Origin of the sequence: Bifidobacterium margollesii, from assembly GCF_002860355.1 — a bacterium.
Classification (GTDB): domain Bacteria; phylum Actinomycetota; class Actinomycetes; order Actinomycetales; family Bifidobacteriaceae; genus Galliscardovia; species Galliscardovia margollesii.
This window is the reverse complement of sequence record NZ_NMWU01000047.1, coordinates 12,935-27,986: the sequence shown is the minus strand read 5'-3', so window position 1 is coordinate 27,986 and position 15,052 is coordinate 12,935. Positions and strand designations below refer to the sequence as shown.

General features: G+C 59.9%; 12 protein-coding genes and 1 tRNA gene. 4 read left to right on the top strand and 9 right to left on the bottom strand.

Going from position 1 to position 15,052, the window contains the following annotated elements; all coding sequences use genetic code 11:
* A partial coding sequence (locus Uis1B_RS10790; RefSeq protein WP_243390357.1) for a transposase occupies positions 1–523 on the top strand: 523 nt, incomplete at its 5' end.
* A 36-nt stretch (positions 524–559) separates the two neighbouring features.
* On the opposite strand, the gene Uis1B_RS10785 is transcribed toward Uis1B_RS10790, so the two are convergent.
* From Uis1B_RS10785 to Uis1B_RS10760, 6 genes are all read right to left on the bottom strand, one after another.
* Complete coding sequence (locus Uis1B_RS10785) at positions 560–1,216, bottom strand: restriction endonuclease subunit M (RefSeq protein WP_101618212.1); 657 nt, start codon at positions 1,214–1,216, stop codon at positions 560–562.
* A gap of 144 nt (positions 1,217–1,360) precedes the next feature.
* Positions 1,361–1,609, bottom strand: a complete 249-nt coding sequence (locus Uis1B_RS10780; protein ID WP_101618210.1) for a hypothetical protein — start codon at positions 1,607–1,609, stop codon at positions 1,361–1,363.
* 392 nt (positions 1,610–2,001) lie between these two features.
* On the bottom strand, positions 2,002–2,442 hold the full coding sequence (locus tag Uis1B_RS10775) for a hypothetical protein (protein WP_101618208.1): 441 nt from the start codon (positions 2,440–2,442) through the stop codon (positions 2,002–2,004).
* 317 nt (positions 2,443–2,759) lie between these two features.
* On the bottom strand, positions 2,760–3,041 hold the full coding sequence (locus Uis1B_RS10770; protein ID WP_101618206.1) for a type II toxin-antitoxin system RelE/ParE family toxin: 282 nt from the start codon (positions 3,039–3,041) through the stop codon (positions 2,760–2,762).
* Positions 3,034–3,294: a type II toxin-antitoxin system RelB/DinJ family antitoxin gene (locus tag Uis1B_RS10765; RefSeq protein ID WP_101618204.1), complete on the bottom strand. Its 261-nt coding sequence runs from the start codon at positions 3,292–3,294 to the stop codon at positions 3,034–3,036. Before Uis1B_RS10765 ends, Uis1B_RS10770 begins: the two co-directional genes overlap by 8 nt.
* Positions 3,295–3,641: 347 nt before the next feature.
* Positions 3,642–3,715, bottom strand: a tRNA-Pro gene (locus Uis1B_RS10760).
* 211 nt (positions 3,716–3,926) lie between these two features.
* On the opposite strand from Uis1B_RS10760, the gene Uis1B_RS10755 reads away from it, so the two are divergent.
* Positions 3,927–5,051, top strand: a complete 1,125-nt coding sequence (locus tag Uis1B_RS10755) for an ABC transporter permease (protein WP_133124928.1) — start codon at positions 3,927–3,929, stop codon at positions 5,049–5,051.
* 117 nt (positions 5,052–5,168) lie between these two features.
* Here the strand turns inward: Uis1B_RS10755 and glgX are convergent, their stop codons facing one another.
* On the bottom strand, positions 5,169–7,307 hold the full coding sequence (gene glgX / locus Uis1B_RS10750) for a glycogen debranching protein GlgX (protein WP_101618201.1): 2,139 nt from the start codon (positions 7,305–7,307) through the stop codon (positions 5,169–5,171).
* A 157-nt stretch (positions 7,308–7,464) separates the two neighbouring features.
* Here glgX and aroA point away from each other — a divergent pair, with 157 nt between their 5' ends.
* Complete coding sequence (aroA, locus tag Uis1B_RS10745) at positions 7,465–8,814, top strand: 3-phosphoshikimate 1-carboxyvinyltransferase (protein WP_101618199.1); 1,350 nt, start codon at positions 7,465–7,467, stop codon at positions 8,812–8,814.
* 177 nt (positions 8,815–8,991) lie between these two features.
* On the opposite strand, the gene Uis1B_RS10740 is transcribed toward aroA, so the two are convergent.
* On the bottom strand, positions 8,992–10,236 hold the full coding sequence (locus tag Uis1B_RS10740) for an acetate/propionate family kinase (protein WP_101618197.1): 1,245 nt from the start codon (positions 10,234–10,236) through the stop codon (positions 8,992–8,994).
* 263 nt (positions 10,237–10,499) lie between these two features.
* Positions 10,500–12,062 (bottom strand): glutamine-hydrolyzing GMP synthase, encoded by a 1,563-nt coding sequence (guaA, locus tag Uis1B_RS10735; protein ID WP_101618195.1) that lies wholly within the window; start codon positions 12,060–12,062, stop codon positions 10,500–10,502.
* Between the two features lie 497 nt (positions 12,063–12,559).
* Here guaA and Uis1B_RS10730 point away from each other — a divergent pair, with 497 nt between their 5' ends.
* The gene (locus Uis1B_RS10730; protein WP_101618193.1) at positions 12,560–15,037 is read left to right on the top strand and encodes a phosphoketolase; all 2,478 of its coding nucleotides are present in this window, start codon (positions 12,560–12,562) and stop codon (positions 15,035–15,037) included.
* The last annotated feature ends 15 nt before the right edge of the window (positions 15,038–15,052 follow it).

Sequence of the window (15,052 nt, the reverse complement as noted above, 5' to 3'; positions counted from 1 at the left end):
CTGGATGAGCGACGCGCTCGACCAGGTCAGGAAACGCCTCTGGAACCAGGCCAGACGCGAAGGCGACGAGGAGACCACGAAACGCATGCGCGGCGTCAGGTACGCGGTCCTGAAGAACCCCGACCATCTCACCGGACGGCAGGACGAATCCCTCACCGCGTTGGGGAACACGGATCCCAGGGGACAGCTCTACCGCGCATGGCGGCTCAAGGAACTCCTGCGCAACCTGCTCAGACACCCCATCGAACAGGCCCGCGGAGAGCTCAAACACTGGGTATTCTGGGCGTCCCACAGCCGCATCCCCGAGATCGTCGAACTCTCCAGGAAGATCAGGAGACGCCGGCCCGACATCCTGCGCACGATCGAGCTCGGCTACTCCAACGCCAGGCTCGAGGCGTTCAACAACCGCATCAAGGTCACCATCCGCATGGCCTACGGCTTCCACCACGTGAACAACCTCATCAGCTTCGTCATGCTCAGATGCGGCGGCCTCGACATCCGACTGCCGGAGCCCACCAACTAACCCACGAAAACAACAGAAGCCTCGAAATTCAGATGACTACTCATACTTGGCCACCTCCAAGAAACTCGTCATCGGATACTCCTTGATTGGTTTTGGAATGATCTTGCCCATCTCGTCCTGGTCGATTTCATCCAGCATGTCGAACGTCGGTGCCTCGGCCGAGACGTTCAGCAACGCAGCGAACGTGAAGTCACGGCGCTTGACCTTGCTGCCCATCACCAGCGACCACTCCGGGAACACAATCGGCTCGCCGTTGTTCGTCGTCAATGTCAGGGCATCGCCGCACAGGATGTTCTTCGCCAGCAGGTAGCGGATCGAGTCAAGCACTTCGGGACGGCAATCGTCCTTGAACTGCTGCTCGTACGCGTTCTTGACGATGCCGTACAGGCGCTCGCGGCATTCCTCCACGTTGTCCTGCAGGATGTCCACGCCGTAGATTGACGACACCGCCACGAACGTGTACCGCTCGTATTCCAACTGGCTCTTGCCGTATCGTTCGGTGACCACGGCGAGCTTGCGCCGCAGCACCTCGGATAGGAAGTTGCCGTCACCGCACGCGGGTTCGAGAAAACGGCTGTCGATGCGCTCGGTCTCCTGCTTCACCATGTCCAACATGGCGTTGACCTCACGCTCGTTGGTGAACACCTCGCCGTGCTCTTCGACACGCTGTTTCGACTTGACCTGTGCTGCCACTACGGAACCTCCTTTAAAGCCCCATAATACGGGGCAAACCGGAACACTCCGGGAAATACAAGAATAGCCGGCACCCGATGCCGTAAAAGGCGACGAATGCCGGCCAGCGGTTAGAGTTTTACAGCTCCGGGCGTGCGGTCGCCATCAGCAGTAGTAACTCGGATCGATGGCCTTGCGCGGGTCATCATCCGAATCCTCAAGCGTGATCCACCATCCCAAGTCCGGACTGTTGTCTGAGTTGAAGAACACGTCCTTTACCCGGTAGAACTTGTTATGCCAGTAGAAGCCCGAGCCGATCGGGGGCAGAACGCCCCGCAGTTCCAAGAGATTCACGTCTCCGTCAATGGTTTCACCTGACGGCAGCAACACGTTCAGACAGAACGTTTCATTCATGGAGGTCCTTTCGTCGTGAGTGGTATGACCTTTTCCGATCGGTTTGTTGAAGCTTCGCTTGCAGGCTATACCGTCTTTGCGGTCCTTCGCAAAGGTGCAAAACGCTGAAATTAGTGGTAAATCGCGCGGGCCCGAAGGCGTACGCGCATCACGCCCGTACGCATCCGAATGTGCGCGCACGCCCGCGAATACACCTCCGCTAAGACATACGTCTGTGGTTATCATTGCTCAGCTTGCCGCTGAACTCTTGATTCACCAGCGTGTAGACGGCTGGGCGACGCCGATGACGCCGGTGAGGACGATGCTGGGGGAGAGGAGAATGATTACGGATTACAGAGACATACTGGTTTACGGTATCCGAGATTAATTCTTATCAGGTATTGGCGATTTGGTTATGCGAAGCTTTTTCTTCCGTAAAAGGCCATCTGTTCGTCTCCCCACCATGTAAGGAATTGCTCGGCGGTCTCGCCGTTGTGTTTGGGATCGAAAGCGTAATCCACTGATGAAATACGTCCCTCTGTGGATTCCGCCAATGCAGCGGCGACAAACCCATAACCAATCGAAGAGATGGCACGGCCTCCCGCATTCCGGTACTCAAACCAATAATGATCCTGTGCGTTCACTCGCTTGATTTCTTCCGGAGTTAACGGGACTTCAAACTCATCGTCCACGGGGATCAGCTTTCCCAGCATGGATGCCGGATATCCGTACTCTGGGCCGAGCTTCTCGTAATCTTCAACATAGAAGTGATCGACTACATCCCGAGTCATGAGGGTCGGCCACGAGGTCGCCCGCCAATCGCCGTTGATGAGATAGGCGAATCCTAGACCCATATCGATATTCCATCGTGTTAACGGATCTACGTACTTCAGTTCCTTGTCGGGCTGACAGGATTCGAACCTGCGACATCCTGTTTGGGCGGGCGTTCGATTGGCTTGTCCGGCTGGGTTTGAGTGGGCTGGTTTTCGTTGGAATCAAGCCGATTCTGGATTTTGGGAAGTTTGGTTGATCGGGCTGGGATTGGTTCATCGTGACGGTCATCGTTACCATCTCGTTACCGTCCTTGTCGCATGTGGGAGGGAGGGGCATCGGCGTGTCGCGAGGGTCCGGATCGCATCCGACAAGGAAGTGGTATGTTCAATGTCGCATGTCAGTACAGCTGGTCGTGCGATCCGGTGCGAGTCAGCACAAGTTGCAGTTCATTGCGTTCGATGCGGTAGATGAGCAGCCAGTCTCCCTCGATGTGGATCTCCCGATATCCTTTCCAGTTGTTGACCAACGCATGATCACGATACTTGGTCGACAGCAGGTCACGATCCTCGGTCATCAATGCTTCGATGGCGCGTCGTAGCTTGTCCGGGTCGTAGTGCTTCTTCAACAGTCCTTTGAAGTCCTTCTTGAACTGCGTGGTGCGGAAGACGGATCTAAGCATCCATCAGGTCCTTCATCAGAGTATCCACGTCTGGGAACGCGGAGCCCTCCCGGTCGTCTGCCTGACGACGTGCCTCCATGTTCAACGGGTTCTCCCTTGTGGCGCGGAACGGCATGCCGTTGTCGGTCAATGACTGGCGCAGGAACATATTCAACGCTGTCGACAGGTCCAAGCCCATCGACTCGTATAGTTCCTTCGCCCGCTGTTTGACCTGTGGGTCCGTGCGGAAACTGATTGTCGCGGTATCGGCCATCGCAAGACTCCTTACCAAAACAGTGCTAATGTATGAACATTGTAACACGATAGGAGGTGTGAATCACATTGCGGATTGATTTCCGTGACACATGCCGGCTAGACTACTAGCGAATACCCCGGAACGTCACTCATGCGAAACATCATGAAACCCCGGGGGTTTTCATACTTCAGAATGAGGTGCTCAACTTTTGTGGTGCTTTTAGGGCGTTGTTCTCTGGAATCATGGATGGCCGATGGCGACGTCGTTGCGGCCTCGGTCTGCGGTCATCGTTACCCATCGTTACCGCAACGGTTTTCTGCTTCGAACTGAAAAGCGCCAATCCCAAGCGGGAGTAGGGCTTATAGTCGGGCTGACAGGATTCGAACCTGCGACATCCTGCTCCCAAAGCAGGCGCGCTACCAAACTGCGCTACAGCCCGTTTCGCGGGAGATAATCGCTCCGCACAAAACAACAAGACAACAGTATAACCGAGACTCGCCGGGAAGACGCGCAATGACGGGACGATATAGCCGCCGTCATGAAACGCATCGCCGCCGTCATGAAACACCCGGCCGATTGAGGGATATCCAGCGCAAAACAGCGAGACAATCAAAGAGGAAAAGGAAAACCGAAGACGAGGGAGAGTATCGGTGGGCAGGCATCAGCGGGCGGAGACAATGGGACTGATCGCGTGCATGTGCTGTGCCGTGGCGGGTGGTCTTGCCGTGGACGTGTATATGCGTTTCGCCCCGGCTATCTGGCTGGTCTCCGGCAGACTGTTCGTCGTCTGCGCCGCTCTGGTGTCGGTCTGCGCGGTGCTGTCGTTCGTCGTGGGTTATGCCCGGCGATCCTCGTCGTGGAATCTCAGTCATGGATGGTGGGTGCCTGTCAGACGGCTGATCGAGGTTCTGTCGCTGTCGGTGGTGTACGCGTCCACGACGTTCCTGTGCGCGTATGCGCTGCTTCGCGTGGTCAACGATGCCGTAGGCGTCGAAATGCTGAAAACCTATCTTACCGCCTGCGTGGCGTGCCTTTCCGGCGTAGTCGGTTACGTCACCTTCGTGCAGGCGGATCTGCTTAATGCCAAGACCATCGCATCCCTGCTGCCGTTGTTCGTGGTCTCCGGCGTCGCCACCGCCGGCTTCACCACCGACGATCCGTACTGGTGGCACAACAATTTCTCCCAGCTGGGCGACCGTACCACCTTCGCCGCACGCATGTTCAATTCCACGCTGATCCTCGCCGGCGTGTGCGTGGTGATCCTCAGCTACTTCGCCGTCTCCGAACTCGTCACCACGTATCGGATGAGGCTGCGCTGGGCCGAACAACGGCAGGATGTGGAGATTCCACGCTTCCGGCTGAGAATCTACTGTTTGTCGACTCTGCTCGCCCTGGCCGGCATATGCTTCGCCGGCGTTGGAATATTCCGTTACACTCCGCATCCTGTTCTGCACAACGTGTTCGCCCGTGGACTGAGCGTGCCGATGAGCATCCTGATGATCGCCCTGCCGTGGCTGGCACCGCAGCTTTCCAAAGCGATATACGTGGTATCCGACCTGATCGTGGTCGTCATTGCGGCGTCAGGAATCCACTGGCTGCAGGGAGGACGAACGCTCACCGATGTCGAGGCTCTGGCATGCCTGCTGTTCATGGGATGGTTCATCGTGTTCTCCCGGCAGATCGCGGCGTTGGAGGCGGATCGCGTCCACGCGCAGATCATCCGGCGTATGCCGGCGGACATGATATCCGAATCGCGTCTGGCTCCGGGACGCTGATCCTGCGGAACGCTCGGCTATACGAGACTTAGCCATACGAAACCCGACCATACGAAAAGGCATCCGACCGTGATTGGCAATCGGTCGGATGCCCCGGAATATCCACCGTATGTGAGATCAATCCATGATCCGCCGAGAACGCTTCGCACTCATGAGCAGCAGGAAGCTACGCGGCTGCGCGGTGATCACGAAACCGGCCTCATAGGTCAGTTCCGGACCTTTCGGGTTGAAGGTATCGGCGACCAGCGTCCACGTCGATCCATACTTCTCCTCAGGCAGCTTGAACACGATCGGCTCATAGTGCGCGTTGAAGATCAGCAGGAAGTTGTTGTCGGTCATGGGGGAGCCGTACCAGTCGGTTTCGGGAATGTCCTTGCCGTTGAGATACACCATCACCGACAGGGCATGCGTGTTGGCCCAATCCTCGCGGTCCATGATCTCGCCCGTATGGTCGAACCATTCGGCTTGCGGAATGCGATCCGACGTATCGCCCGCGGCCCGTCCGGTGAAGAAGCGACGACGATGCAGCACCGGGTGGGTAAGCCGCAGATGAATGAACTTCTGGGTGAACTCCAGCAGATCACGCCGCTCCTGATCCAACTCCCAATCGGTCCAGGAGATCTCGTTGTCCTGACAGTACGCGTTGTTGTTGCCCTGCTGCGTACGACCCACCTCATCACCGCCGCAAATCATCGGAATACCCTGACTGACGAGCAGCGTGGCGATGAAATTGCGACGCTGACGATGACGCAGACAGTTCACATCCTCGATCTCGGTGGGCCCCTCGATGCCGCAGTTCCACGAACGGTTATGCGATTCGCCGTCGCGGTTGCCCTCGCCGTTGGCATCATTGTGCTTGTCGTTGTAGGTGACCAGATCGTTGAGCGTGAAGCCGTCGTGCGCGGTGATGAAATTCACCGAGGCGACGGGACGACGCCCATTGGCCTGATACAGATCGGAGCTTCCCATCAGACGACTGGCGAACTCGGGCAACGTGGAAGGCTGCGAACGCCAGAAGTCACGAACGCAATCACGATACCGGCCGTTCCACTCCGACCAGCTGGAGGGGAATCCGCCGACCTGATATCCGCCGGAACCCAGATCCCAAGGCTCGGCAATCAGCTTGATGTGGGAAAGCACCGGATCCTGCTCCACGATGTCGAAGAACGCGGAAAGCTTATCGACCTCCTGGAACTGACGGGCCAAAGTGGCGGCCAGATCGAAACGGAACCCATCCACATGCATTTCGGTCACCCAGTAGCGCAGCGAATCAGTGATGAGCTGCAAGGCATGCGGCGAACGCATCAGCAGCGAATTGCCGGTGCCGGTGGTGTCGAAGTAGTGAGCGAAGTCGCCGCCGACGAGCCGATAATAGTTACGATTGTCGATGCCGCGGAAGCTCAAGGTCGGACCACGGTGATTGCCCTCGGCGGTGTGGTTGTACACCACGTCGAGAATCACCTCGATGCCGGCCTCGTGATACGCCTTGACCATCGACTTGAACTCGTTGACCTGTTCGCCGCACTCGCCGGAACTGGAATAGGTGTTGTGAGGGGCGAAGAACCCGATGGTGTTGTAGCCCCAGTAATTGCTCAGACCCTTCTCCGTAAGGAACGAATCATTGACGAACTGATGGATCGGCATAAGCTCCAGCGCGGTGATGCCCAGATCCTTCAGATAGCTCACCACCGTAGGATAAGCCAAACCGGCATAGGTGCCGCGAATCTCCGCGGGAACATCCTTACGCAGATTCGTCATGCCACGGACATGAGCCTCATAGATCACCGAATCATGGTAGGGAATGTTCGGATGCTTGTCATTACCCCAATCGAAGAACGGATTGACGACCACGGACTTCATGGTGTGCGGGGCGGAATCCAACGTATTGATATTGCCCTCATTGTCCGGATCGCTGAAATAATAGGAATACAGGCTTTCGTCGCCGTCGACGTGACCCTGAATCGCCCGGGCGTACGGGTCGAGCAACAGCTTCGACGGATTGCACCGATGCCCGTTCGACGGAACATACGGACCGTACACACGGTAGCCATAACGCTGTCCGGGCTGAATACCCGGAAGATAGTTATGCCACACATACGAATTCTGTTCGGTCATCTCGATGCGCGTCTCGCGATCATCCGCATCAAAAAGGCACAGCTCCACCTTTTCTGCAGCTTCGGAGAACAACGCGAAATTCACGCCCGCCCCATCATAGCGAGCACCCAGCGGATACATGGAACCTGGTCTGATCTGCATACCTCCAGTATCTCACCTCGTATCCCCATCCACCGGCCCACAGCCGACTCGAAATGAACTCACGGTATCGTAACGATGAATCTCCGGCTGGCACACCCGCGCCGGACAACATGAAACCGAACCGGTCCATCCCCCAACGCTGCGATACCATGACACCATGAACGCATTACAGGAACAGCGCAACAGCACACAGGCCCCCGCCGACCCATGGCCGGCCCCACCGGCATCCGGTCCGCTCGACGCCACGGTCACCATCCCGGGAAGCAAATCACTATCGAACCGATACCTGATCCTCGCCGCCATGGGAAAACGACCGGTCACCTTGGTGGGACTGCTGCGCTCGCGGGACACCGAACTGATGATGGGCGCTCTGGAATCCCTGGGCGTACGGTGTGAGGTCGACGAGCTTGAAGAGACCACGGTGACCGTGATTCCCCCGGCCACAGGGACCTTCAACGGCGGTGTCACGGTGTTCTGCGGGCTTGCCGGCACGGTGATGCGATTCGTCCCGGCATTGGCGTTGTACGCCGATGGACCGGTGCGCTTCGACGGTGATGCGCAGGCATACCACCGTCCGATGGGCCCGTTGCTGGACGGTTTGGAGCAGCTTGGCGTGCGCATCGACTACGAGGGGGAGAAGGGGTATCTGCCGTTCACGATGACGCCTCCGGACGAGGTCGGGGGAGGGGATGTGCGCATCGATTCCTCCGGATCGAGCCAGTTCATCTCCGGTCTGCTGCTTGCCGCGCCAAGGATGAGGAACGGCCTGTCCTTGACGCATACCGGCGAGCATCTGCCGAGTCTCCCGCATATTCGCATGACCATGGCCGATCTGAATTCAGCCGGTGCGCAGGTGACGATGAGCGGGTCCACGTGGACCGTGGCGAACGGTGAGGTGCAGCTTTCCGACCGGGTGGTGGTGGAGCCGGACCTCTCCAATGCCGCTCCGTTCCTCGGTGCCGCGCTGATCGCCGGTGGAACGGTGCGGGTGCCGCACTGGCCCGAAACCACCACCCAGCCCGGTGGTCTGCTGCCCGGATATCTGGAGCGGATGGGTGCACGGGTGTCGGTGGAGGAGACCGATGGCATCAGAGTGCTGTCGGTGACCGGTGACGGACGGATCCATGGTCTTGGACGATTCGATCTTTCAGCGGCCGGCGAGATCGCACCGTCGCTGGCCGCACTGCTGGTGTTCGCCGATTCACCCACCGAGCTCACCGGCATCGGGCATCTGCGAGGTCATGAGACGAACCGTCTGCAGGCTTTGGTCACCGAGATCGAACGGGTCGGCGGTCACGCCCGTGAGCTGGAGGACGGACTGGCCTTTGAACCGGTTCCCGACTCGCAACTGCATGGTGCGGTGATGGAAACGTATGCCGATCACCGTATGGCGACGTTCGCGGCCATGCTTGGGCTGCGTATCGAAGACATTCTCGTGAGGAACGTCGCCACCACGCGCAAAACCATTCCCGACTTCGTGGGATTGTGGACGGCGATGCTGCGGTAGTCTGGCAGGCCTGTTGTTCGCTGGTGGTACTGGAGTCCGCGTGTGATGGCGCGGCTGATGTACGAAAAACGGCATCCCCTTCAAGTTCCGTCTGGAATATGAAGGGGATGCCGTGTTGTATGTGCCGTTTAGGAGTGTGATGGCATCCGCTCGCTAGCGAACGCCATCACAACGGATTCACTCGCTGTAGTCGGCGGGAGTGAACACGTTGCCGTAGGAGTCCTTGCCTTCGGCGGCGATCTTGGCGGACTTGCGGGCGATGGCGAGCTCTTCGTTGGTCGGGTAGACGGCAACGATCACGGAGCTGTCGGGCGTGGAGATGATGCGCGGTTCGGAGGTGTGAACGTTGTTCTTCTCCTCGTCGAGCTTGACGCCGAACGGGGCAAGACGGTCGATGACCTTCTTGCGGATCGGGGAGGCGTTCTCGCCGACACCGGCGGTGAAGGTGATCACGTCGACGCCGCCCATCTGAGCGGTGTAGTTGCCGATGTAGGCCACGATGCGGTGCACGTAGACGTCGAGGGCCAGCTGGGCATCCTCGTTGCCTTCGTCGGCCAGACGCATGACTTCGCGCATATCGCCGTAGCCGGTCATGCCGGTCAGGCCGGAACGCTTGTTGAACAGGGCATCCAGCTCGTCCACGTTCATGTGGGCGTTGCGGATCAGGTGGAACACGACGGCCGGATCGATGTCGCCGGTGCGGCCACCCATGACCAGACCCTCAAGCGGGGTGAGGCCCATGGAGGTGTCGATCGGCCTGCCGGAGATCTGGGCGGAGGCGGAGGCGCCGTTGCCGATGTGCAGCACGATCTGCTTGAGTCCTTCGGCGGGCTTGCCGATCAACTTGGGAACGACGGAGCCGACGAATTCGTGGGAGGTGCCGTGCGCGCCGTAGCGGCGGATCTGGTAGCGGTCGGCGATCTCCTTGTTCAGGGCGTAGGTGCTGGCTTCCTTCGGCAGCTGGAAGAAGAAGGAGGAATCGAACACGAAGACCTGCGGCACGTCGGGCAGCAGGGAGCGCATGACTTCGGCGCCCTTGGCCTCGGGGCCGTTGTGCAGCGGTGCGAGCACGGCGAGATCCTTGACCTTGCCGATGGTCTTGTCGTTGACCAGAGCCGGGTTCGGGAAGATGGAACCGCCCTGCACCACGCGGTGGCCGACGGCGATGATGCCGGACTCGTCGAGGTCCGGGCCGTACTCCTTGAAGAAGCCGAGAACACGCTTCAGACCCTGCTCGTGGTCGTGGATCGGCTCGGTGAGCTTGTGCTTCTCACCCTTGTACTCGTGCTTGTAGTTGCCGTCGATCGGCTCGCCGATCTTCTCGACCAGGCCGGACGCGATGCCTTCGCCGGTTTCGAGGTCCACCAGCTGGTACTTGATCGAGCTGGAACCGGAATTGATGACAAGGACGGTTTTCGCCATTGTGGGCTTCCTCCATTGTTGTGTTCGGGGAGCGTCGTGCTCCACTTCCTTGGTAGAGATTACTCTCCGGTGGCTACATTGCGCGAGATCCCGCCAGTGGCGGGATCTCGCGCAATGATGCCGGGGCTCGCATCGGACGTTGCGTTATTCCGGTTCAGTCGTGAAATGCACTGATGCGTGCGGAGGCCGGCGTCCGAGGCCGAAGGCGTACGAAGGGTACGTCGAGTGCCTTGGAAAGCCGGCATACGCTCCATCAGTGCATTTCACTCCCATTCGATGGTTGCCGGCGGCTTGGAAGTGCAGTCCAGCACGACGCGGTTGATCTGCCGGCATTCATTGGTGATGCGGGTGGAGATTCTGGCGAGCACGTCGTAGGGTAGACGGGACCAGTCGGCGGTCATGGCGTCCTCCGAGCTGACGGGTCGCAGCACGATGGGGGAGCCGTAGGTGCGCTCGTCGCCTTGGACTCCGACCGAGTGGACGTCGGCGAGCAGGACGACCGGGCACTGCCAGATGTCCCTGTCGAGTCCGGCGCGGGTGAGCTCCTCGCGGGCGATGGCGTCGGCTTCGCGCAGCAGATCCAGACGTTCGCGGGTGATCTCGCCGATGATGCGGATGCCGAGGCCGGGGCCGGGGAAGGGCTGGCGCCACACGATTTCGTCGGGCAGACCGAGCTCGGTGCCAATGGCCCGAACTTCATCCTTGAAGAGGGTGCGCAGCGGTTCGATGAGCTGGAACTTGAGGTCCTTGGGAAGGCCTCCGACGTTGTGATGGCTCTTGATGTTGGCCGCGCCGTCGCCGCCGCCGGATTCGACGACGTCGGGATAGAGCGTGCCCTGCACGAGGAACCTGACCTCCTTGCCGCGGGCTCCGGCCTCTTCGAGAACCTGCCTCTGGGCCTTTTCGAAGGTGCGGATGAACTTCTCTCCGATGATCTTGCGCTTGCGTTCGGGCTCGGAAACGCCCTTGAGTGCGTCAAGGAAGTCGTCGGCGGCGTCGACGGTGATGAGTCGGATGCCGGTGGCGGCGACGAAGTCGTGCTTGACCTGTTCCACCTCGCCCTTGCGCAGCAGACCGTGGTCGACGAACACGCAGGTGAGCTGGTCGCCGATGGCCTTGTGCACGAGGGCCGCGGCGACCGCCGAATCGACGCCTCCCGACAGGCCGCAGATCACTTCGGCGTCTCCGACCTGTTCCCGGATCTTCGCCACCTGCTCCTCGATGATGCTGGCGGAATTCCAATTGTCCGGCAGTCCGGCGCAGCGATGCAGGAAGTTTTCGATGACATGCTGTCCGAGCGGCGTGTGCTTGACCTCGGGATGCCACTGCACGCCGTAGAGACGACGTGATTCGTCCGCCATGGCGGCCACCGGCGCTCCGGCGGTGTGGGCGAGCACCTTGAATCCCTCGGGGGCCTTGTTGACGGCCACGCCGTGGCTCATCCAGGTGTTCTGCTCGGCGGGGGAGTCTTCGAGGATGCCTTCGGCCGCGGTGATGGTGGCCGGGGTCTTGCCGTATTCGCCGAGGGCGGCCTTGTCCACGTCGCCGCCGAGTTCATGGGCCATTACCTGGAATCCGTAGCAGATGCCCAGCACGGGGATGCCGGCGTCGAAGATCTTCCTGTCGATGCCGGGGGCTCCCGGTTCGAATACGGATGCGGGGCCTCCCGACAGAATGATCGCCTGGGGGTCCTTCGCCAGGATCTCGTCGACGGGCATGGAATGGGGGACCAGCTCGGAGTAGACGTGCGCCTCGCGTACGCGGCGTGCGATCAGCTGGGCGTACTGCGCGCCGAAATCGACGACGAGAACCGGACCTTTGGCCATGGATAATCCTCCCGGGTTGATTGGAATTGCGGGGATGTTTTTGATGTGTCGATTATGGCCGGTGATTGCGACATGTAACAATATGAAAACAAGATAGACGGCTTTATATTCAATGCGTGAGCGGCGGCATTCGGCGTGCATTATGCCGGTTTCGAAGGCGACACGCCAGACGATTTGTAACAGCGCTTGCGCACTGCCGGGTGATAGTTTTCCTGCGTTTAGGGCAAATGTCGGCAACCTGAAAACGTTCATTTCCAACATCTTCCCGGCTTTTCTCGAACTTTCGTATCTAACAAATAACGCTCCATCTTGAAAAGTTTTCTAACAAAAAAGAACATCGAAATGAACATGCCCAATCGGCAAAGTCCGATCATTCCCCTACTGTGAAAAACGATTGGGAATGAGTTCCTGTGCACGTTCCAATTCAAGGGCCGCAAGGGATTCAGTCCTGAGAAAATAACCGATCGCACATACAGTGCAGAAGTACAGGAGTACACATGACGAGTCCTGTTATTGGCACCCCCTGGAAGAAGCTCAACGCTCCCGTTTCCGAGGACACCCTGGAAGCCGTTGACAAGTATTGGCGAGTCGCCAACTACCTTTCCATCGGCCAGATCTACCTCCGCAGCAACCCGCTGATGAAGGAGCCCTTCACCCGTGAGGATGTGAAGCACCGCCTGGTCGGCCACTGGGGCACCACCCCGGGCCTGAACTTCCTCATCGGACACATCAACCGTCTGATCGCCGACCACCAGCAGAACACGGTCATCATCATGGGACCGGGCCACGGTGGCCCCGCCGGCACCTCCCAGTCCTACATCGACGGCACCTACACCGAATACTTCCCGAAGATCACGAAGGACGAAGCCGGTCTGCAGAAGTTCTTCCGCCAGTTCTCCTACCCGGGCGGCATCCCCTCCCACTACGCTCCGGAGACCCCGGGTTCCATCCATGAGGGTGGCGAGCTGGGTTACGCTCTGTCCCACGCCTACGGCGCCGTGATGAACAACCCGAGCCTGTTCGTGCCCTGCATCGTCGGCGACGGCGAAGCCGAGACCGGCCCGCTGGCCACCGGCTGGCAGTCCAACAAGCTCGTCAACCCGCGCACCGACGGCATCGTGCTGCCGATCCTGCACCTCAACGGCTACAAGATCGCCAACCCGACGATCCTCTCCCGCATCAGCGACGAGGAGCTGCACGAGTTCTTCCACGGCATGGGCTACGAGCCGTACGAGTTCGTCGCCGGCTTCGACGACGAGGACCACCTGTCGATCCACCGCCGCTTCGCCGAGCTGTTCGAGACCGTCTTCGACGAGATCTGCGACATCAAGGCCACGGCCAACACCGACGACGTGCACCGTCCGTTCTACCCGATGATCATCTTCCGCACCCCGAAGGGCTGGACCTGCCCGAAGTTCATCGACGGCAAGAAGACCGAGGGCTCCTGGCGTTCCCACCAGGTGCCGCTGGCCTCCGCCCGCGACACCGAGGAGCACTTCAACGTGCTCAAGAAGTGGCTCTCCTCCTACAAGCCGGAGGAGCTGTTCGACGACAAGGGCGCCATCCGTCCCGAGGTCACCAAGTTCATGCCGCAGGGCGAGCTGCGCATCGGCGAGAACCCGAACGCCAACGGCGGCCGCATCCGCGAGGATCTGAAGCTGCCGAAGCTCGAGAACTACGAGGTCAAGGAAGTCGCCAAGTACGGCCACGGCTGGGGTCAGCTCGAAGCCACCCGTCGTCTCGGCGTGTACACCCGCGACGTCATCAAGAACAACCCGGACTCCTTCCGCATCTTCGGACCGGACGAGACCGCTTCCAACCGTCTGCAGGCCTCCTACGAGGTCACCAACAAACAGTGGGACGCCGGCTACCTCTCCGAGCAGGTCGATGAGCACATGGCCGTCACCGGTCAGGTCGTCGAGCAGCTGTCCGAGCACCAGATGGAAGGCTTCCTGGAGGGCTACCTGCTCACCGGCCGCCACGGCATCTGGAGCTCCTACGAGTCCTTCGTGCACGTGATCGACTCCATGCTCAACCAGCACGCCAAGTGGCTTGAGGCCACCGTCCGCGAGATCCCGTGGCGCAAGCCGATCGCCTCCATGAACCTGCTCGTCACCTCCCACGTGTGGCGTCAGGATCACAACGGCTTCTCCCACCAGGATCCGGGTGTGACCTCCCTGCTGCTGAACAAGTGCTACAACAACGATCACGTGATCGGCATCTACTTCGCCGCCGACGCCAACATGCTGCTGGCCGTGGGCGAGAAGTGCTACAAGTCCACCAACAAGATCAACGCCATCATCGCCGGCAAGCAGCCGGCCGCCACCTGGCTGACCCTCGACGAGGCTCGCGCCGAGCTCGAGAAGGGTGCCGCCGAGTGGAAGTGGGCCTCCAACGTGGATTCCAACGAGGACGTCGACGTCGTGCTGGCCTCCGCCGGTGACGTGCCGACCCAGGAGATCATGGCCGCGGCCGACAAGCTGTCCGCTCTGGGCATCAAGTTCAAGGTCGTCAACGTGGTTGATCTGCTGAGCCTGCAGTCCGCCAAGGACAACGACGAGGCTCTGTCCGACGAGGAGTTCTCCGAGCTCTTCACCGCCGACAAGCCCGTCCTGTTCGCCTACCACTCCTACGCCCACGACGTGCGTGGTCTGATCTACGATCGCCCGAACCACGACAACTTCAACGTCCACGGCTACGAGGAGCAGGGCTCCACCACCACCCCGTTCGACATGGTGCGCGTGAACAACATCGACCGCTACGAGCTGACCGCCGAGGCACTGCGCATGGTTGACGCCGACAAGTACGCCGACGAGATCAAGAAGCTCGAGGACTTCCGCCTCGAGGCCTTCCAGTTCGCGGTCGACAACGGCTACGATCACCCGGACTACACCGACTGGGTGTGGCACGGCGTCGACGCCAACAAGGCCGGTGCCATCTCCGCCACCGCCGCCACCGCTGGCGACAACGAGTGAGATTGATCACAGTCT

Bases quoted from the DNA above. Each gene is read 5' to 3' on its own strand.
- Uis1B_RS10780 (WP_101618210.1), bottom strand. From the start codon at position 1,609: ATGAATGAAACGTTCTGTCTGAACGTGTTGCTGCCGTCAGGTGAAACC.
- Uis1B_RS10775 (WP_101618208.1), bottom strand. From the start codon at position 2,442: ATGGGTCTAGGATTCGCCTATCTCATCAACGGCGATTGGCGGGCGACC.
- Uis1B_RS10770 (WP_101618206.1), bottom strand. From the start codon at position 3,041: ATGCTTAGATCCGTCTTCCGCACCACGCAGTTCAAGAAGGACTTCAAA.
- Uis1B_RS10765 (WP_101618204.1), bottom strand. From the start codon at position 3,294: ATGGCCGATACCGCGACAATCAGTTTCCGCACGGACCCACAGGTCAAA.
- glgX (WP_101618201.1), bottom strand. From the start codon at position 7,307: ATGCAGATCAGACCAGGTTCCATGTATCCGCTGGGTGCTCGCTATGAT.
- aroA (WP_101618199.1), top strand. From the start codon at position 7,465: ATGAACGCATTACAGGAACAGCGCAACAGCACACAGGCCCCCGCCGAC.
- Uis1B_RS10740 (WP_101618197.1), bottom strand. From the start codon at position 10,236: ATGGCGAAAACCGTCCTTGTCATCAATTCCGGTTCCAGCTCGATCAAG.
- guaA (WP_101618195.1), bottom strand. From the start codon at position 12,062: ATGGCCAAAGGTCCGGTTCTCGTCGTCGATTTCGGCGCGCAGTACGCC.
- Uis1B_RS10730 (WP_101618193.1), top strand. From the start codon at position 12,560: ATGACGAGTCCTGTTATTGGCACCCCCTGGAAGAAGCTCAACGCTCCC.